The sequence below is a fragment of the Geopseudomonas sagittaria genome, from assembly GCF_900115715.1.
In the GTDB taxonomy this organism is placed as follows: Bacteria; Pseudomonadota; Gammaproteobacteria; order Pseudomonadales; family Pseudomonadaceae; genus Geopseudomonas; species Geopseudomonas sagittaria.
In genome coordinates, this window is record NZ_FOXM01000019.1 from 63600 (window position 1) to 82119 (window position 18520).

At 70.3% G+C, this 18520-nt stretch carries 18 protein-coding genes and 1 pseudogene; 12 read left to right on the top strand and 7 right to left on the bottom strand.

Translation table 11 applies throughout. The features are described 5' to 3' along the window. The 4 genes and pseudogenes from BM297_RS18730 to mhpB all read right to left on the bottom strand — a co-directional run. Positions 1 to 477 (bottom strand): annotated as a pseudogene (locus BM297_RS18730) (acetaldehyde dehydrogenase); the annotation flags it as partial. Positions 478 to 515: 38 nt separating this feature from the next. Beyond that, positions 516 to 1310: a 2-keto-4-pentenoate hydratase gene (mhpD, locus tag BM297_RS18735; protein ID WP_092434535.1), complete on the bottom strand. Its 795-nt coding sequence runs from the start codon at positions 1308 to 1310 to the stop codon at positions 516 to 518. A gap of 47 nt (positions 1311 to 1357) precedes the next feature. Next, positions 1358 to 2227, bottom strand: coding sequence for an alpha/beta fold hydrolase (locus BM297_RS18740; protein ID WP_092434537.1), 870 nt, complete (start codon positions 2225 to 2227; stop codon positions 1358 to 1360). Positions 2228 to 2253: 26 nt separating this feature from the next. Continuing rightward, entirely contained in the window at positions 2254 to 3210 is a 957-nt protein-coding gene (mhpB, locus tag BM297_RS18745) for a 3-carboxyethylcatechol 2,3-dioxygenase (protein ID WP_092434538.1), read from the bottom strand. A gap of 346 nt (positions 3211 to 3556) precedes the next feature. On the opposite strand from mhpB, the gene BM297_RS18750 reads away from it, so the two are divergent. Both BM297_RS18750 and BM297_RS18755 read left to right on the top strand, forming a co-directional pair. Then, positions 3557 to 4984: an RtcB family protein gene (locus BM297_RS18750; RefSeq protein ID WP_092434541.1), complete on the top strand. Its 1428-nt coding sequence runs from the start codon at positions 3557 to 3559 to the stop codon at positions 4982 to 4984. Positions 4985 to 5406: 422 nt separating this feature from the next. Beyond that, the gene (locus tag BM297_RS18755) at positions 5407 to 5634 is read left to right on the top strand and encodes a hypothetical protein (RefSeq protein WP_092434543.1); all 228 of its coding nucleotides are present in this window, start codon (positions 5407 to 5409) and stop codon (positions 5632 to 5634) included. Between the two features lie 71 nt (positions 5635 to 5705). On the opposite strand, the gene BM297_RS18760 is transcribed toward BM297_RS18755, so the two are convergent. Beyond that, a complete protein-coding gene (locus tag BM297_RS18760) occupies positions 5706 to 6638 on the bottom strand; it encodes a phospholipase BipL (protein WP_092434546.1) in 933 nt (310 codons plus the stop codon). A 116-nt stretch (positions 6639 to 6754) separates the two neighbouring features. Here BM297_RS18760 and BM297_RS18765 point away from each other — a divergent pair, with 116 nt between their 5' ends. Both BM297_RS18765 and BM297_RS18770 read left to right on the top strand, forming a co-directional pair. After that, positions 6755 to 7327 (top strand): DUF6436 domain-containing protein, encoded by a 573-nt coding sequence (locus tag BM297_RS18765; protein WP_092434549.1) that lies wholly within the window; start codon positions 6755 to 6757, stop codon positions 7325 to 7327. A gap of 11 nt (positions 7328 to 7338) precedes the next feature. Beyond that, positions 7339 to 7791: a methyltransferase family protein gene (locus BM297_RS18770; RefSeq protein WP_092434552.1), complete on the top strand. Its 453-nt coding sequence runs from the start codon at positions 7339 to 7341 to the stop codon at positions 7789 to 7791. A 114-nt stretch (positions 7792 to 7905) separates the two neighbouring features. Here the strand turns inward: BM297_RS18770 and znuA are convergent, their stop codons facing one another. After that, on the bottom strand, positions 7906 to 8946 hold the full coding sequence (gene znuA / locus BM297_RS18775; RefSeq protein ID WP_092434555.1) for a zinc ABC transporter substrate-binding protein ZnuA: 1041 nt from the start codon (positions 8944 to 8946) through the stop codon (positions 7906 to 7908). A 50-nt stretch (positions 8947 to 8996) separates the two neighbouring features. On the opposite strand from znuA, the gene BM297_RS18780 reads away from it, so the two are divergent. The 7 genes from BM297_RS18780 (at position 8997) to BM297_RS18810 (ending at position 14285) form a co-directional block, all read left to right on the top strand. Continuing rightward, entirely contained in the window at positions 8997 to 9482 is a 486-nt protein-coding gene (locus tag BM297_RS18780) for a Fur family transcriptional regulator (RefSeq protein WP_092434558.1), read from the top strand. Next, complete coding sequence (znuC, locus tag BM297_RS18785) at positions 9479 to 10252, top strand: zinc ABC transporter ATP-binding protein ZnuC (protein ID WP_092434561.1); 774 nt, start codon at positions 9479 to 9481, stop codon at positions 10250 to 10252. Before BM297_RS18780 ends, znuC begins: the two co-directional genes overlap by 4 nt. 2 nt (positions 10253 to 10254) lie before the next feature. Further along, the gene (znuB, locus tag BM297_RS18790; RefSeq protein WP_092434564.1) at positions 10255 to 11043 is read left to right on the top strand and encodes a zinc ABC transporter permease subunit ZnuB; all 789 of its coding nucleotides are present in this window, start codon (positions 10255 to 10257) and stop codon (positions 11041 to 11043) included. A 37-nt stretch (positions 11044 to 11080) separates the two neighbouring features. Next, positions 11081 to 11533: a hypothetical protein gene (locus tag BM297_RS21665; protein WP_139231084.1), complete on the top strand. Its 453-nt coding sequence runs from the start codon at positions 11081 to 11083 to the stop codon at positions 11531 to 11533. A gap of 121 nt (positions 11534 to 11654) precedes the next feature. Beyond that, a complete protein-coding gene (locus tag BM297_RS18800) occupies positions 11655 to 12662 on the top strand; it encodes a methionine ABC transporter ATP-binding protein (RefSeq protein WP_092434566.1) in 1008 nt (335 codons plus the stop codon). Next, a complete protein-coding gene (locus BM297_RS18805) occupies positions 12662 to 13330 on the top strand; it encodes a methionine ABC transporter permease (RefSeq protein ID WP_092434569.1) in 669 nt (222 codons plus the stop codon). The genes BM297_RS18800 and BM297_RS18805 overlap by 1 nt, the downstream gene beginning before the upstream one ends. 175 nt (positions 13331 to 13505) lie before the next feature. Beyond that, on the top strand, positions 13506 to 14285 hold the full coding sequence (locus tag BM297_RS18810; protein ID WP_092434571.1) for a MetQ/NlpA family ABC transporter substrate-binding protein: 780 nt from the start codon (positions 13506 to 13508) through the stop codon (positions 14283 to 14285). Between the two features lie 130 nt (positions 14286 to 14415). Here the strand turns inward: BM297_RS18810 and BM297_RS18815 are convergent, their stop codons facing one another. After that, positions 14416 to 15645: a nucleoside recognition domain-containing protein gene (locus tag BM297_RS18815; protein ID WP_092434574.1), complete on the bottom strand. Its 1230-nt coding sequence runs from the start codon at positions 15643 to 15645 to the stop codon at positions 14416 to 14418. A 208-nt stretch (positions 15646 to 15853) separates the two neighbouring features. Here BM297_RS18815 and BM297_RS18820 point away from each other — a divergent pair, with 208 nt between their 5' ends. After that, positions 15854 to 18520: an EAL domain-containing protein gene (locus BM297_RS18820; protein ID WP_092434577.1), complete on the top strand. Its 2667-nt coding sequence runs from the start codon at positions 15854 to 15856 to the stop codon at positions 18518 to 18520.

The window sequence follows — 18520 nt, forward strand, 5'->3', positions numbered from 1 at the left end:
GGCGATCGAGGCGACGATCTCGGCGTAGTGCACCTTGGCCACGCGCGACACCGCGGCGACCATCGGGATGGTGGCCTGGCCGCCGCAGGTGACCATGTTGACGTTCAGCGCAGCCAGGTGCTCTTCCAGATTCACCACCGGCACGCAGTACGGGCCGATGGCCGCCGGGGTCAGGTCGATCAGGCGGATGCCCGGCTTCAACCAGCGCAGGAAGGCGTCGTTCTTGACGTGGGCGCCGGCCCAGGTGGCGTCGAACACGAAGTCGATGTCCTGAAACACCGCCATGCGGGTCAGGCCTTCGACGCCCTCGTGGGTGGTGGCCACGCCCATGCGCGCGGCGCGCGCCAGGCCGTCGGAGGCCGGGTCGATGCCGACCATGGCGCCCATCTCCAGATGCTTGCCGTTGCGCAGGATCTTGATCATCAGGTCGGTGCCGATGTTGCCGGAGCCGATGATGGCGACTTTGAGTTTTTTCATGTTGGGTCTCACTGCTGCCCGCGGATGGGGCGAGGAAATCACTCGGCGCTGAAGCTGACGCCGACCTGGCCGATGCCGTCGATCTCGGCCTCGAAGCGGTCGCCCGCCGCCACGCCCACCATCGGCCCGAGGGCACCGGTGAGGATGACGTCGCCGGCCTTGAGCGACTCGCCCAGGCGGGCCATGGTGCGCGCCAGCCACACCGCGGCATTCAGCGGATGGCCGAGGCATTCGGCGCCGCTGCCGCTGGACACTTCCTCGCCGTTGCGGGTCATGCGCATGGCGGCCTGGCGCAGGTCGACGTCGGCGATGCGCCGCGCCGGACCACCGAGGACAAAGCAGCCGCTGGAGGCGTTGTCGGCCACGGTGTCGACGAAGCGGATGTTCCACGCCTGCACGCGCGAACCGACGATCTCCAGCGCCGGCAGCACCCAGCCGGTGGCTTCGACCAGTTCGGCGAAGGTGGTGTCGGCGCGCGGCAGGTCCTTTTCCAGGATCAGGGCGATCTCGGCTTCGATCTTCGGCTGCAGCACGCGGCCGAACGGCACCACCTCGTTGTCGCCGTAGCCCATGTCGGCGAACAGGGTGCCGAAGTCCGGCTGGTCGACGCCGAGCTGGGCCTGCACCTTGGGGTTGGTCAGGCCGATCTTGCGGCCGACCACGCGGCGGCCGTTGGCCACGCCGTGGGCGATGTTGAGGCGCTGGATGGCGTAGGCCGCCGCACCGTTGTCCACGCCGATCAGATCGCGCAGCGGCTCGACGGCCCCCCCGCTCGCCTCGGCCTCGCGCAGGGCGCTGGCCAGTTGTTCCAGGGTCTGTTGGGTCACGCTCATGAGTTGCCTCGAATAGTGACGAAGGAAGGAAAAGCGCGGCAGCCGGCTCAGTGGCCGAGGAAGTCCAGCACCAGGCGGTTGAACTTGTCGGCGTGCTCCCACTGCGCCCAATGGCCGCAGCGGTTGAACACGTGCAGCTGCGCGTCGGGGATGCCGGCGAGCAGGCGCAGGCCGCTGTCCAGCGGCACGAAGCGGTCGTTGCTGCCCCAGACGATCAGCGTCTGCGCGGTGATCTCGGCCAGACGCGGGCCGAAGTCGGGGAACTGTTTCGGGTTGGCCGCCAGGCTGCTGACGAAGTTCTCCAGGTGGTCGCGGCGCGCCAGCATGTTGTCCAGGCGCGCCTGGAACAGTTCCTCGGTGAGGTCGCTGCTGTCGTAGACGAAGACGGCCATCATCTTCTTCAGGTTGTCGATGCTCGGCTCGCGGTACAGGCCCTGCAGCAGCTTGATGCCTTCGGTGGGCATCGGCACGAACGGGCTGGCGCCGCCGCTGCCGCCGCCCATCAGCACCAGCCTGCCGACCCGCGCGGGGTTGGCCAGGGCGAAGGCGACGGCGCTGTGGCCACCCATCGAGTTGCCGATCAGGTGCGCGCGGTCGAGGTCGAGGGCGTCGAGCAGGCCCCTGAGCACGCGGGCGTTGAGGTCGGAGCGCGAGCCGGTGCAGACGATCGAGTCGCTCTTGCTCCAGCCCGGACAGTCCATGAGGATCACCCGGTAGCCGGCGGCCACCAGCGGCTCGATGTTGCGGCTGAAGTTGGCCCAGCCGCTGGCGCCGGGACCGGAGCCATGCAGCATCACCACAGTCTCGCTACCGGCGCCGCAGTCGTTGTAGTGGATGTTGAGGTCGAGTTCGCCGTCCTGGATGCGCACGAAGCGGCTGCTGGCCGCTTCGCTCGGGGTCTTGGGCGTGGTCGTCATGGGCTGTTTTCCTTGCTCGGGTGGGGTCAGGCGTCGGCCTGGCCGACCGGCCGGGCGCTGAGCGCGCCGAAGCCGGCGATCCATTCGGGAATCGGCCGGTAGTAGCGCGCCTCGGCCCGGTAGGGGCCGCAGGCCGACAGGGCCGCAAAGGCGGCGACCCAGGTCTTCACCTCGTGGGTGGAGCGCCCGGCCAGGCGCGACAGGTCGGCGTTGCTCAGGCGATCCAGTTCGGCGACACGGCCGCCGACCAGCAGGTCGAGGAACGCCTGGTCCCACTCGGGGTTGAGCGGGTGCAGCGAGTGCGGGTCCTCGACAAACGCACGCGCCGCATCGATCACCCGCTGCTGACGGGCGGCGCGCTCGTCAGCCGGCAGGTTGCGCCCGCCGCCCAGCAGGCGCTCGGCCATGCGCGCATCCACCTTGGCCAGCTCGGGTACCGGCGGCTGGTGCGAGAGGCCGCCGGAGGCCAGCAGCAGCACGCGCCGGTCCAAGCCGCGGGTGAAGCGGCCGATGGCCTCGCCGAGCAGGCGGGCGCGCTGGAAACTGGGCAACGGGGCGGCGACCGCGTTGACGAACACCGGGATCACCGGGCAGCACTCCAGGCCGCCGAGCAGCAGCTCGAGCGGCTGGGCGAAGCCGTGGTCGACCTGCATGCGGTAGGACACCGCGACATCCACCCCGGCCTCCAGCACCGCGGCCGCGCACGCCTCGGCCAGCTCGCGCGGCACGTCGAGCGGGCCGGCGGCAGTGCCATAGTCGCCGATGGCGTGGGCGGCCATGCCGATGCAGAACGACGGCATCAGGTCGTAGAAAAAGCCGTTGTAGTGATCCGGCGAAAACAGGATGACCAGCTCCGGAGCGAAGCGCGCGATGCGCTGGCGGGCCTCTCTCACCACGGCGTCCACCTCGGCCAGCACCTCCGGCGCCGGATCGACATGGCCGACCAGCGGCGTGTGCGACAGACACTGCAGATAGACGCTCATCTCAGTGCCTCCCGCATGACGGCCGCGACACGGCGGGACAGGGCACAGTGCGCGGGGACATAGCATGATTCATGGGCCGGTGACTCCGTGGCGGTTCAAGCAGCGACTCCCGCGCGACTGCCCGCACAGGCGGACGCCAGAGGCGTTGCGGCTGCAATGCCCCGATTATGCGAAGCGCCCCGATGCGCGGCGCTCCGCCGAGTCACGGCGTTATCCCGGCAGTGCAGGATTGTGCGGGCGAGCCGCTGCCGGATGACCGGCCCGCCGGCGTGCTGGGCGCAGGCCTATAGTGACTCGACGACATCCACGCCAGCGCCGGCGGCCTGCGCGGCCGGCAGGAGGCCCCATGAACCTCGCCCAATTCCGCCAACGCGGCCCCTTCGAATGGGAAATGCCCCGACACGGCGCCATGCGCGTGCCGGGGGTGATCTTCGCCTCGCGCGAGCTGCTCGAGGCGATGGACGCCAAGGTCGGCGAGCAGCTGGCCAACGTCGCCGCCCTGCCGGGCATCGTCGACGCCGCCTACGCCATGCCCGACGCCCACTGGGGCTACGGCTTCCCGATCGGCGGGGTGGCGGCCTTCGATGCCGACGCGGGCGGCGTGGTGTCCGCCGGTGGGGTCGGCTTCGACATCTCTTGCGGGGTGCGCAGCCTGCACACCGGCTTGAAGGAGGCCGACATCCAGCGCGTGCAGGAGCGCCTGGCCGACGTGCTGTTCCGGCGCATCCCCGCCGGCCTCGGCAGCACCGGCGCGCTGCGCCTGACCGGCAAGGAGATGGGCGCCATGCTGCGCGGCGGCGCCAGGTGGGCGGTCGAGCAGGGCTTCGGCAGCCCGGAGGATCTGGCCCGCATCGAGGAAGGCGGCTGCATGGCCGGCGCTGTGCCGGCCGAGGTGTCCGCCGAGGCCAAGCATCGCCAGCGCGACGAGATGGGCACCCTCGGCTCGGGCAACCACTACCTGGAGGTGCAGGTGGTCGACGAACTGTTCGACCTCAAGGCGGCGCAGGCCTACGGACTGGCGGTCGGCGACGTGCTGGCCACCATCCACTGCGGCTCGCGCGGCATGGGCCACCAGATCGGCACCGATTTTTTGCGCGAGATGGTGATCGCCGCGCCGCGCGCCGGCATCGCCCTCGCCGACCGCGAGCTGGCCTGCGCGCCACTGAACTCCGAGCTGGGACAGAGCTACCTGGGCGCCATGCGCGCGGCGATCAACTGCGCGCTGGCCAACCGGCAGATCCTCACCCACCTGGCGCGCGAGGCGTTCGCCACGCTGTTCCCCGGCATCCAGATGCCGCTGCTCTACGACGTGTCGCACAACACCTGCAAGGAGGAGAGCCACATCGTCAACGGCGAGCGCCGCCGCCTGTTCGTCCACCGCAAGGGCGCCACCCGCGCCTTCGGCCCTGGCCACCACGAGCTGCCCCCGGAATACCGCGCGGTCGGCCAGCCGGTGCTGATCGGCGGCAGCATGGGCACCGCGTCCTGGGTGCTCGCCGGCGGCGGCAGCCAGACCCACGCCTTCGCCTCGGCCTGCCACGGCGCCGGCCGGGCGATGAGCCGCCACGAGGCATTGCGCCGCTGGCAGGGGCGCAGCGTGGTCGACGAGCTGGCCCGACGCGGCATCCTGATCCGCAGCCCGAGCCTGCGCGGCGTCGCCGAGGAGGCGCCGCTGGCCTACAAGGATGTCAGCGCGGTGGTCGAGGCCGCCGAGCAGGCCGGCCTGGCGCGGCGGGTGGCGCGGCTGCGCCCGCTGGTGTGCGTGAAGGGCTGAACGACCAGTGGGGCCACCCGGCGCGCTGCCCCATTGGTCCAATGCCGAATTGAGGGCTGGCAATCGGTACAGTAGCGTGATAGGGTCCTTGGCGTTAGTACCAAGCTGAATGTCAATTCGGCAACTTGTCGCAGCAGCTGGCAAGTGTCGAATCGTTGGTTATCAGACCGGGCCAGGCACCCAAAGTCGCCCCCGCGCTGACGGACCATACCGCATTGACCAGGCCACTCGGGCCCGAACCTTTCCCGGTGAGCACCTGTCATCCTAAGTACATACCTGCCAGCTTAAACTTCGCCACAGTGCGTTGTTTCAACTAGCTGTCCCTGCTCCGACCAGGTTCATTCGGACCACCCAGGTGGGTGGCGATTTCGGAGTCTTTATCGAGCGGTCCTTTTGCCGCCACCCGTAGGAAACACACAACAATGTCGATTCAATTCCAAGCCCAGGCCGCCATGAGCGCCCTCGCCAACGCCTTCGCTCCCCATCAGTGCCAGTTTCTGGCCGCCACGCGCAAGGGCAACTTCAGCTTCACCGTGATCAACGACAACGGCGTGGCCCGCCACAGCGAACGCCTCTACCCGGACCAGTATCTGGGTTCCGGTCGCCTCGAGAAGGTGATCGAGCGCGCCAAGAAGTCGCTGACCGCCTGATCCGCCGCCAGCCCAACGAAGCCCCGCCCCGTGCGGGGCTTCGTGCATTCAGGGGCGCAGAAATGCCGCGCTCAGGAGAAGCGCTCGTTGAGCAGCGCGAACAGGCGCTGGCGCTGCGCCTCGTCCTCGTTGACCAGGTGATGGCGCGCGCCGCGCAGGATCAGCTGTTCGGGGGTGTGGAACTTGCTGCCCAGCACCTCGAGGTTGTGCTGCCAGTCCACCGTCATGTCGGCGTCGCCCTGGATGATCAGCGGGCTGTGCGTCGAGGCCGGCGCATTCTCGATGCGCGGGATCCAGCGCGCCAGCGCGCCGACCCAGGCGGTGGGCAGCACCTGCGCCTGCAGGGGATCGCGGCGCACGAAGTCGAGGAAGGCGCTGTCGCTGGAGTTGTCGGTGAAGCGCCGGGCGATCTGGCTGACGAACGGGTTGAGCAGGTGGTAGCTGAGCTTCGAGCGCAACCAGGCGCGCGGCCGGATCAGCGGCGACAGCAGCACGGTCTGGCCGAGGTCCGGACGCGGCGCGCCGGTCAGCAGGTAGTCGAGAAGGATGGCGCCGCCGGTGCTCTGCCCGAACAGGTGCCAGGGCTGCGGCAGGTTGAGCATCTCGGCAGCCTCGAACAGCGCGGCGAGCGCGGCCTGGTATTCGGCGAAGTCGTCAATGCTCGCCGGTTCGCCCTCGGACAGGCCATGACCGGGCAGATCGCAGGACAGCACGGCGAAGTTCATCGCCAGCGCCCAGTCGAACACGTGCCGGTACAGGCCCATGTGGTCGTAGTAGCCGTGCAGCAGCAGCACAGTGGCGCGCGCGCTGTCGCGCCACCAGCCCTGCACGGCCAGCCGACGCCCACTCGCCTCGACCCAGCCGAGGCGGCTGTGGATGTCGGGACGGTGCTGCAGGCCGTAGTACTGCCGGTAGGCCTGCACCTGCGGGCCGCTCTCGGCGGCGGCCGCGGACAGCGGCGGCAGTTGCCGGCGCAGGCGTTGGGGATCGAAGATTTCGTTCATAGGGATTAGGCCGTGTTCCTTTCGACGGAGTGCGCTGATCGGCCACTACCGATGATCTTCAGACCGGACGCACAACATGGCAAGCTTGGCCGACATTTTCTGCCGGCCCGCCCGCCATGCCCCTGCCACGCCGCAAGACCCTCCTCCTCAGCCTGCTCGCCCTCGCCGCCGGCGTGGCGCTGTGGAGCCTCAACCAGTGGTACCAGGACCGCTACATCCGTCCGTTCAGCGAGACCACCGTGCTGTTCGACGCCGGCACCCTGCGCCTGCCCGCCGAGCTGGCCGGGGCCGGCACGATCCGCGTGGTGCACCTGTGGGACCCGCCGTGCCCGTGCAACGTCGGCAACCAGCAGCACCTGGCCGAACTGCTCGAACGCTTCGCCGGCCAGCCGGTGAGCTTCCACGTCTGGCAGAAACCCGGCAGCCGCGGCCAGCTGCCGGACACCCTCAAGGCCCTGCAGCCACTCGCCGAGCTGCCCGGCGCCGGACAGCTGCCGGCCAGCCCGGCGGTGGCGATCTGGGACCAGAGCGGCAAACTGGCCTACGTCGGCCCCTACAGCGAAGGCGCGGTGTGCACCTCAAGCAACAGCTTCATCGAACCGGTGATCGAGGCGCTGCTCGCCGGACGGGCGGTAACCAGCACCGGCAGCCTGGCGGTGGGCTGCTATTGTGCGTGGAACGACGACTAGAAGGATCGCCCATGGCTCTGCTGTTCCCGCCACCGCTGGTGGTCGTGCTGTTCGCCGGCCTGATGTGGCAGCTTGCCAGGCACCTGCCGTTCGGCGACTTCGCCTTCGCCCTGCAGCGGCCGCTGGCCGCGCTGGTGGCGTTGGCCGTCCTCGGCCTGATGGCGGCGGCGGCCTGGACCCTGCTGCGTGCGCGCACCACGGTCAATCCGCTCAGGCCCGAACGCACCACGCGGCTGGTGACCCACGGCGTGTTCGCCCGCACGCGCAACCCGATCTATCTGGGCGATGCGCTGCTCCTGTTCGCCCTGGCGCTGGGTCTGGGCAACTGGCTCAACTTCCTCCTGCTGCCACTGTTCGTCGCCTTCATCGCCCGCTTCCAGATCGCCCCCGAGGAACGCGCGCTCGAGCGGCGCTTCGGCGCCGAGTTCCGCGCCTACTGCACGCGGGTGCGGCGCTGGGTGTAGGGGGATTAGGCCGCAGGCCGTAACCGGCCGCCAGATCGGCAACGGGGGATGCCTGGCGGCATCCTTGGCGGGTTACGCCGCTGCGCGACTAACCCACCCTACCCATCCCGCGCCTCACAGCTTTTCCAGACAGCCCGCCAGCCCGTCGCCCAGCTTCTCCAGCAGCCGCTCGTAGCCGCCGGCCTCGGCCTGCAGCGCGAAGCCCAGCGCGTCCAGCTCGGCCAGGCGCACCGGCAGGCCGGCGCTGAGGGTCTGCGCCAGGCGCGGGCGCAGCGGCGGTTCGCTGAACACGCAGCTCGGCCCAGCGGCCTGCAACTGCTCGCGCATGGCGGCGACGTGGCGGGCGCCCGGCTGCACCTCGGCGCTCACCGCGAACACCCCGGCGTGCTGCAGGCCGTAGGCCTCCTCGAAGTAGTCGAAGGCCTCGTGGAAGACGAAGAACGGCTTGTCCTTGAGCGGCGCCAGGCGCGCCCTGAGCCGGTCGTCGAGCGCGGCGAGGCGCTGCTCGAAGGCGGCCAGGTTGGCCTGGTAGCGCGCGGCGTTGGCCGGATCGGCCTTGGCCAGGTCGGCGGCCATGCGCGCGGCGATCACCCGGGCGTTGGCCGGCAGCAGCCAGAGGTGGGCGTCCAGGCTGCCGGGGCGGTGGGCGGCGTCGTGCTCTTCGACCGCATCGGCGTCGGCATGGTCGTCATGCCCGTGGCCCGCGTGCTCTTCAGCCGCGTGCTCTTCGTGAGCGTGCTCGTCATGCTCCTCGGCGTGCTGCTCGTCGGCATGGCGGTGCGCCTCGCCGAAGTGGCGCAGGTGCAGGCCGGGGATGCCCTGCACGGCCAGGCTGGGTTGCTCGCGGCCTTCCAGCACGCGCGGCAGGAACACCTCCAGGTCCGGGCCGATCCAGTAGAGCAGATCGGCCTCGCGCACCCGGCGGATGTCGGAGGGGCGCAGCGCGTAGTGGTGCGGCGAAGCGCCCGGCGGCAGCAACACCTCGGGCGTGCCGGCGCCGTCCTGCACCGCGGCGGCGATCAGTTGCAGCGGCTTGATGCTGGTCAGCACACGGACCTCGGCCAGCGCCGGGGTGGCCAGCAGCCAGGACAGGGCGGCGGCTAGTGCGGCGGCGGGCAGCAGAGAAGACAGACGGGGCACGATGGCATCACTCATGGCAGGGGAACGGTTATATAATAACGTCCCTTTGCTCGGGAGTGTCTGCCATGACATCCACCCCGCTCGCCTGTCACCCCCACGATCACAGCCACTGCGTGACCGAGGCGCTGGCCGCCGCCGACGCCGTGTGCGCGCGCAGCGGCGCACGCCTGACCGCCCTGCGTCGCCGCGTGCTGGAGCTGGTGTGGGCCAGCCACCGCCCGCTCGGTGCCTACGACATCCTCGGCGTGCTGAGCGCTGAGGACGGCCGCCGCGCTGCGCCGCCGACCGTGTATCGGGCGCTGGACTTCCTCCTCGAACACGGCCTGATCCACCGCCTGGCCTCGCTGAACGCCTTCATCGGCTGCAACCACCCCGGCCAGGTGCACCAGGGCCACTTCCTGATCTGCCGCCAGTGCGGCACCGCCATCGAGGTCGAGCAGCCGGCCATCGGCGCCGCGATCGTCGCCGCCGCCAGCGCGGTGGGCTTCGTCGTCGAGGGCCAGATGGTCGAGGTGGTCGGCCTGTGCGCGCAGTGTCGGGAGGCCGCATGAGCGACGCGCTGATCCGCCTCGATGGCGTCGGCGTCAGCTTCGCCGGCAATCCGGTGCTGCAGGACGTGCAGCTGGCGCTCAAGCCCGGCGAGATCGTCACCCTGATCGGCCCCAACGGCGCCGGCAAGACCACCCTGGTGCGCGTGGTGCTCGGCCTGCTCGCGCCGCACCGCGGCGAGGTATGGCGGCGCGACAAGCTGCGCATCGGCTACATGCCGCAGAAGCTGCACGTCGAGCCGACCCTGCCGCTGTCGGTGCTGCGCTTCCTGCGCCTGGTCCCCGGCGTCGACCGTGCCCGCGCCCTGGCGGCGCTCGGCGAAGTCGGCGCCGCCCAGGTGATCGACAGTCCGCTGCAGCGCATCTCCGGCGGCGAGCTGCAGCGCGTGCTGCTGGCCCGCGCCCTGCTGCGCCAGCCGGAACTGCTGGTGCTCGACGAGCCGGTGCAGGGCGTCGACGTCACCGGCCAGGCCGACCTGTACCGGCTGATCGGCCGCCTGCGCAAGCGCTACGGCTGCGGCGTGCTGATGGTCTCCCACGACCTGCACTTGGTGATGAGCGCCACCGACCGGGTGATCTGCCTCAACCGCCACGTGTGCTGCTCCGGCCACCCGGACCAGGTCAGCAGCGACCCGGCCTTCCGCGAGCTGTTCGGCAACGACGCGCGCGCCCTGGCGATCTACCACCACCAGCACGACCACAGCCACGACCTGCACGGCAGCGTGGTCGCGCCCAAGCAACCGCACATCCACGGCCCCCACTGCAAACACTGACCATGCCCGACTTTCTCCTCAACGCCCTGCTCGCCGGCCTCGCCCTGGCCCTGGTCGCCGGCCCGCTCGGCTCCTTCGTGGTCTGGCGGCGCATGGCCTACTTCGGCGACACCCTCGCCCACGCCGCCCTGCTCGGCGTGGCGCTGGGCTTTCTGCTCGACGTCAGCCCGACCCTGGCGGTGACCGTCGGCTGCGTGCTGCTCGCCGTGCTGCTGGTGACCCTGCAGCAGCGTCAGCCGCTGGCCTCCGACACCCTGCTCGGCATCCTCGCCCACAGCACCCTGTCGCTCGGCCTGGTGACCATCAGCCTGCTCGACGAGGTGCGCGTCGACCTGATGGCCTACCTGTTCGGCGACCTGCTGGCGGTCAGCCACGCCGACCTGCTGTGGATCATCGGGGGCAGCGCCCTGGTGCTCGCGGTGCTGGCCTGGCTGTGGCGCGCGCTGCTGGCGATCACCGTGCACGAGGAACTGGCGCGGGTCGAAGGCCTGCCGGTGGCCGCCATCCGCCTGGCGCTGATGCTGCTGATCGCCGTGGTGATCGCCGTGGCGATGAAGATCGTCGGCGTGCTGCTGATCACCTCGCTGCTGATCATCCCCGCCGCCGCCGCCCAGCGCCACGCGCGCACCCCCGAGCAGATGGCCGCCGGCGCCAGCCTGATCGGCCTGGTCGCGGTGTGCGCCGGCCTCGCCCTGTCCTGGTACCAGGACACCCCGGCCGGGCCGTCCATCGTGGTCAGCGCCGCCGGCGTGTTCCTGCTGAGCTTCCTGCTGCCGCGTCGCGCGGTGTAGAATTTGGCTACTTTGTGAACACCCCGAGGCTTGAGCCATGACCCGTGCCCTTCGCTGCCTGCCCCTGCTGGCCCTGCTGCTGCTCGGCGCCTGCCAGAGTCCGTCGCAGCGCGACGCCGGCAGCCCCGCGCCGCAGGCACAGGTGCCGGCGGTCCCGGCAGCAGTTGTCGTGGCGGACGGCCTGCGCCAGCAGTTCGAGACACAGCTGGCGAGCGGCCAGCTGGCGGCGGCCGGCGCCACCCTCGAGCGTCTGCGCCAGCAGGAAAGCGGCGCGCCGGCCCTCGACGGCTATCAGCGCCTGCTCGCCGACGCCTGGCTGCAGCGCAGCCAGCAGGCCCTGGAGAAGGGCGACCTCAACGCCGCCACCACCGCGCTGACCAAGGCCCGTTCGCTGATGCCCAAGGCGCCGGCGCTGACCGGCGGCGCCCTGCAGCCCAAGGCGCCGGCCGCCGTCGACAGCGACATCAACAACAGCGTGATCCCTGAGTAAGCGCTTCCCAGCATTCAGCTATATCAATAGTCACCCAAAGCATTTTCCGCACTAAAGACGGGTCGCTAGACTGAGCACCCTCGGCACGGCACGTCCCGCCCCCTACCCACAAGGTTTTCCCGTGATCCAATTCGACAACGTCCACAAGGCGTACCGGGTCAATGGCCGCGATATCCCCGCCCTGCAGGCCACCTCCCTGCAGATCGGCGCCGGCGAGATCTTCGGCCTGATCGGCCACTCCGGCGCCGGCAAGAGCACCCTGCTGCGCCTGATCAACCGTCTCGAGGAGCCCTCCGGCGGACGCATCCTGATCGACGGCGCGGACGCCACCGCCCTCGACGCCGACGGTCTGCGCGGTCTGCGCCGGCGCATCGGCATGATCTTCCAGCACTTCAATCTGCTGGCCTCGAAGACCGTGGCCGACAACGTCGCCCTGCCGCTGCGCCTGGCCGGTGAGCTGCCCGCCGCGGCGATCGACGCCCGCGTCGCCCAGCTGCTGGCCCGCGTCGGCCTCGGCGAGCACGCGCACAAGTACCCGGCGCAGCTGTCCGGCGGCCAGAAGCAGCGCGTCGGCATCGCCCGCGCGCTGGCCACCGAGCCGAAGATCCTGCTCTGCGACGAGGCGACCAGCGCCCTCGACCCGCAGACCACCGCCCAGGTGCTGCAGCTGCTCGCCGAGATCAACCGCGAACTGCAGCTGACCATCGTGCTGATCACCCACGAGATGGACGTGATCCGCCGGGTCTGCGACCGCGTGGCGGTGATGGACGGCGGGGCGATCGTCGAGCAGGGCGCGGTGGCCGACGTGTTCCTGCATCCGCAGCACCCGACCACCCGCCGCTTCGTGCTGGAGGCCGAGCATGTCGACGAGGGCGAGCAGCGTGACGACTTCGCCCATGTACCGGGACGCATCCTGCGCCTGACCTTCCGCGGCGAGGCCACCTACGCGCCGCTGCTCGGCCAGGTGGCGCGCGACACCGGGGTCGACTACAGCATCCTCGCCGGACGCATCGACCGCATCCGCGACACTCCCTACGGCCAGCTGACCCTGGCCCTCACCGGCGGCGACCTCGACGCCGCCCTGGCGCGCCTCGAGGCCGCCGACGTGCATGTCGAGGTACTGCGCTGATGCTGGAAAAACTGCTGCCCAACGTGTTCTGGCCGGAAATCTGGCAGGCCAGCCTGGATACCCTGGCGATGCTCGGCGGCTCGCTGCTGTTCACCGTGCTGCTCGGCCTGCCGCTCGGCGTGCTGCTGTTCCTCACCGGCCCGCGCCAGCTGTTCGCCAACACGCCGCTGTATCGCCTGCTCTCCCTGGTGGTCAACGTGCTGCGCTCGGTGCCCTTCGTCATCCTGTTGATCCTGATGATCCCGCTCACCGAGCTGATCGTCGGCACCTCGCTGGGCGCCATCGGCGCCATCCCGCCGCTGGTGGTCGGCGCCACGCCGCTGTTCGCCCGCCTGGCGGAGACCGCGCTGCGCGAGGTCGACCGCGGCATCATCGAGGCGACCCAGGCGATGGGCGCGACCACCCGGCAGATCGTCCTCAACGCCCTGCTGCCGGAGGCGCGCCCCGGCCTGCTCGCCGCGCTGACCGTCACCGCCATCACCCTGGTGTCCTACACCGCCATGTCTGGCCTGATCGGCGGCGGCGGTCTCGGCGATCTCGCCGTGCGCTATGGTTACCAGCGCTACCAGCCGGACGTGATGGCGGTCACCGTGGTCCTCCTGCTGGTGCTGGTGCAGGTGCTGCAGAGCGTCGGCGACCGCCTGGTGATCCGTTTCTCGCGCAAGTAAACCGCTTTGCTCCCCTCTCCCGGTTCCGGGAGAGGGGCCGGGGGAGAGGGCTGTGGTTGCACGATCCATCCACCCTCACCCCAACCCTCTCCCGCCAGCGGGAGAGGGGGCAGTCTCCGCTCACACCCTACCTGCGGCGACGGCCCCACCACCTCATCCCACAAGGAGTGCAACAATGAAAAGACTGCTGGCTGCCGCGACCCTGTTCGCCGCCTTCTCCGCTCCCGCCCTGGCCGCGGACACCCTCAACGTCGCCGCCACGCCGGTGCCGCATGCCGAGCTGCTCGAGTTCGTCAAGCCGATGCTGGCCAAGCAAGGGGTGGAGCTGAAGGTGCGCGTGTTCACCGACTACGTGCAGCCCAACCTGCAGGTGCAGCAGAAGAACCTCGACGCCAACTTCTTCCAGCACCAGCCCTACCTCGACGAGTTCAACGCCAGCCGCAAGACCACGCTGGTCAGCGTGACCGGCGTGCACATCGAGCCGTTCGGCGCCTACTCCAGCAAGATCAAGAAGCTCGACGAGCTGCCCGAGGGCGCCAGCGTGGCCATCCCCAACGACGCCACCAACGGCGGCCGCGCCCTGCTGCTGCTGGCCAAGGCCGGGGTGATCACCCTCAAGGAAGGCACCGGCATCACCGCCACGCCGAAGGACATCGTCGGCAATCCCAAGCACATCCAGGTGCGCGAGCTGGAAGCGGCGACCCTGGCGCGCGTGCTCAAGCAGGTCGACCTGGCGCTGATCAACACCAACTACGCCCTGGAAGCCGGCCTGACCCCGACCGCGGACGCCCTGGTGATCGAGGGCAACGACTCGCCCTACGTCAACATCCTGGTCGCCCGTGCCGACAACAAGGACAGCGAGGCCATGCAGAAGCTGGCCAAGGCCCTGCACAGCCCCGAGGTGAAGGCGTTCATCGCCGACAAGTACAAGGGCGCGGTGGTGCCGGCGTTCTGAGCGTCGCCTGAGCCTGCCCCTTGAACGACGAAGCCCCCGCACTGCGGGGGCTTCGTGTTTGTGGGCCGCAGCCAAAGCAGCAGACCACAGGATGGGTGGAGCGCAGCGATAGCCATCACGGCAGCCCGCCTCACCCGAAGAACCAGTAGCACACGCCGATCGACGCCAGCACCCCGGCCAGGTCGGCGAGCAGCGCGCAGCCCACCGCGTGGCGGGCGCGCTGGATGCCGACCGCGCCGAAGTACACGGCGAGCACGTAGAAGGTGGTCTCGGTGCTGCCCTGCATGGTCGCGGCGACCAGCGCCGGGAAGCTGTCGACGCCGTGGCTCTGCATGGTCTCGATCAGCATGGCGCGCGCCGCGCTGCCGGAGAACGGCTTGACCAGCGCGGTGGGCAGGGCGTCGACGAAGCGGGTGTCCCAGCCGAGCGCCTCGATCAGCCAGCGGATGCCGTCGAGGCCGAACTCCAGCGCCCCGGAGGCGCGCAGCACGCCCACCGCGCAGAGCATGGCGACCAGGTAGGGCAGCAGGCTCTTGGCCACCTCGAAGCCTTCCTTGGCGCCCTCGACGAACGCCTCGTAGACCGGCACCCGCTTGAACGCGCCGCACAGCAGGAAGGCGAGGATCAGGCCGAACAAAGTCAGGTTGCCGAGCAGCGAGGACAGCGCCGCCAGCGCGGTGGCCGACAGCCCGGCGAGGAAGGCCATGAAGCCGCCCAGCAGCAGTGCCGTGCAGCCGAGCCAGGCCAGCACCACCGGGTCGTGCAGGCGCAGGCGCTGCATGAAGGCCACCGACAGCAGGCCGACCAGGCTCGAGGCGCTGGTAGCCAGCAGGATCGGCAGGAACACCAGGGTCGGGTCCGGCGCGCCCTGCTGCACCCGGTACATGAAGATCGACACCGGCAGCAGGGTCAGCGACGAGGCGTTGAGCACCAGGAAGAGGATCTGCGCGTTGCTCGCCGTGGTCTGGCTGGGATTGAGTTCCTGCAGCGCGCGCATCGCCTTGAGGCCGATCGGCGTCGCCGCGTTGTCCAGGCCGAGGCCGTTGGCGGTGAAGTTGAGGGTGATCAGGCCCAGCGCCGGATGCCCGCTCGGCACCTCGGGCATCAGCCGGCGGAACAGCGGCGCCAGCAGCACCGCCAGGCGCTCGACCAGCCCGGCGCGCTCGGCGATGCGCAGGAAACCCAGCCACAGGGTCAGGGTGCCGAACAGCACCACCATCACCTCGACCGACAGCCTGGCCATGGCGAACAGGCTCTCTACCATGGCGGCGAACACCCCGGCATCGTCGCCGATCAGCCAGCGACTGCAGGCGGCGATGGCCGCGACGACGAAAAACCCCAGCCACAGGCCGTTGAGCATGTTGAATCTCCCCCGGATCAGGCGACGGATGATAGCGGTCCGCAGCGGCCAGGGTCACCCACCCGCGGCGGCGGCGATCCCGGGGCGAGCACGCGGCCAGGCTGGCGGTGCCCCCGCGGTAGCCGCGAGCGTAAAAACCTTGCGTTCCGTGCGTGGTCGGCCCCACGGCGCTGTGGCACCATCGCCCGAAAGAAGAAGGGGACTCCCGATGGTCAAGCTGTCGCGCACGCCGTTCATTCATCTGGTGACGCTGACCTATTGCCTGCTCGCGCTCGGCTGGATCTTCCTCTCCGACAACCTGCTGGCCCTGTTCGCCGACAAGGACGCCATCCTGCGCGCCTCGAGCTGGAAGGGCGGCCTGTTCGTGCTGGCCACCAGCGTGCTGCTGTACCTCGCCCTGCGCGCGGTGCCGCCCCCCTCCGCCGATGGCGTCGCCACGCAGCTCGGCCGCCTGACCATGGGCACGACAGCGGGGCGCCGGCGGGGCTGCGTCGCCTGCCTGTTCGCCCTAGCCATCACCCTGGCCACGCTGGGCCTGCGGCAGAGCCTCGATGGCCTGCTCGACGGCCGCCCGCTGCTGATCCTGTTCATCCTGCCGGTGGCCCTCAGCGCCCTGCTCGGCGGCCTGTGGCCCGGCCTGCTGGCCACCCTGGTTGCCACCCTCGGCGTTGCCCTGCTGTTCCTCGCCCCCTCTGGCGCGCTGGCCGTCGACTCGCAGGCCGAGCGCCTGCAGCTGTTCTTCTTCGTGCTGACCTGCGCCGCCCTCAGCATCATCATCGAGCTGCTCAGGCGCACCCGCGAGGGCCTGGAGTTCAACCGCCGTCTGCTCGACGGCATCGTCGCGGGCAGCGAGGACGCCATCTTCGTCAAGGACCGCGCCGGCCGCTACCTGCTGGCCAACAAGGCCGCGGCCGCCTTCGTCGGCCGCCCGCTCGACGAGCTGATCGGCAAGCGCGATGCCGAGCTGTTCTCGCCAGCCAGCGCCGAACTGATCGCCCGGCACGACGCCGAGGTGGTCGCCAGCCGCAAGGTGCGCACCTGCGACGAGGCGCTGGAAAGCGACCAGGGCCGCAACCTGGTGTTCTCGATCAGCCGCGGGCCGCTGCTCGACGAATCCGGGGCCGTCTCCGGCCTGTTCGGCATTGCCCGCGACATCAGCGAGCGCCGGCGCATCGAGCTGGCGCAGCGCGAGGCGGCGGCGGTATTCGACTCCAGCTACGAGGGCATCATGGTGCTCGACGGCGCGCGACAGATCGTCCGCGTCAACCCGGCCTTCACGCGGATCACCGGCTACAGCCCGGCCGAGGCCCTCGGCCAGCAGCCGGCGTGGCTGGCCGCCGACACCACCAGCAGCGACGACACCCCGTGGCGCAGCCTGCAGGCGCAGGGCTTCTGGAGCGGCGAGGTGTGCAGCCGGCGCAAGAACGGCGAGCGCTACGCGCAGCTGCTGTCGCTGTCGCAGGTGCGCAACCAGGACGGCAGCGTGCAGCACTACGTCGGGCTGTTCTCCGACATCAGCCAGCTGAAGAACCACCAGGCCGAACTGGATCGCGCGGCGCACTACGACCCGCTGACCGGCCTGCCCAACCGCCGCCTACTCGGCGACCGCCTGGAGCAGGCCATCGCCCGCGCGGCGCGCTCCGGCAAGTCGCTGGCAGTGTGCCAGTTCGACCTCGACGATTTCCGCCAGGTCAACGAGCGCCATGGCCACGCCGCCGGGGATGAGCTGCTGCGGCGCATGGCCGGCAACCTGCGCGCGGTGCTGCGCAGCGACGACACCCTGGCCCACCTGGGCGGTGACGGCTTCGCCCTGCTGCTCGGCGACCTCGACTCCGCGCAGGATTGCGCGGCGACCCTCACCGCCCTGCAGGCGGCCATCGCCGCGCCAGTGACCATTGCCGACAGCCGCCTGCACACCACGGCGAGCATCGGCGTGACCCTCTACCCGCAGGACACCGACGACGGCGACACCCTGCTGCGCCACGCCGACCAGGCGATGTTCCTCGCCAAGGAGGCCGGCAAGAACTGCTACCACCTGTTCGACCCGGAGAGCGACCGCAAGGCCCAGGGCCACCGCCAGCAGCTGGAGCGCCTGCGCCTCGCCCTGCAGCGTGGCGAGTTCGTGCTGCACTACCAGCCCAAGGTCGACCTCGGCGACGGCCGGCTGTTCGGCGTCGAGGCGCTGATCCGCTGGCAGGACCCGCAGCGCGGACTGATCGCGCCGGGCGAGTTCCTCCCCTACATCGGGAGCGTCGGCAGCCTGGAGCGGGCGCTGGGCGAATGGGTGCTGGACACGGCGCTGGCCCAGCTCGAGCAGTGGCTGAACAGCGGGCTGCAGATCGACATGAGCGTCAACATCAGCGCCCACCAGCTGATGCACGACGACTTCGCCGACAGCCTGGATCGCCTGCTGTGCCGCTACCCGGCGATTCCCCGCGCCCGGCTGGAACTGGAGATCCTCGAAACCGCGGCGATCGCCGACATGCCGCGCGCCATCGTGGTCATGCAGCGCTGCGCCAGGCTCGGCGTGCGCTTCGCCCTCGACGACTTCGGCACCGGCTACTCCTCGCTCACCTACCTGCGCAAGCTGCCCGTGGACACCCTGAAGATCGACCAGAGCTTCGTGCGCGACATGCTGGTTGACCCCGACGACCGCGCCATCGTCGACGGCGTGATTCGCCTGGCCGCCGCCTTCAACCGCCACGTGATCGCCGAGGGCGTGGAAACCCTCGAGCACGGCCAGGCCCTGCAGCGCCTCGGCTGCCGCCTCGCCCAGGGCTACGGCATCGGCCGGCCGATGCCGGCGGAGCAGTTGCCCGCCTGGCTGCACGACTGGCAGCAACGGGCGGCCTGGCAGCGCCTGGCGGTCAGCTAG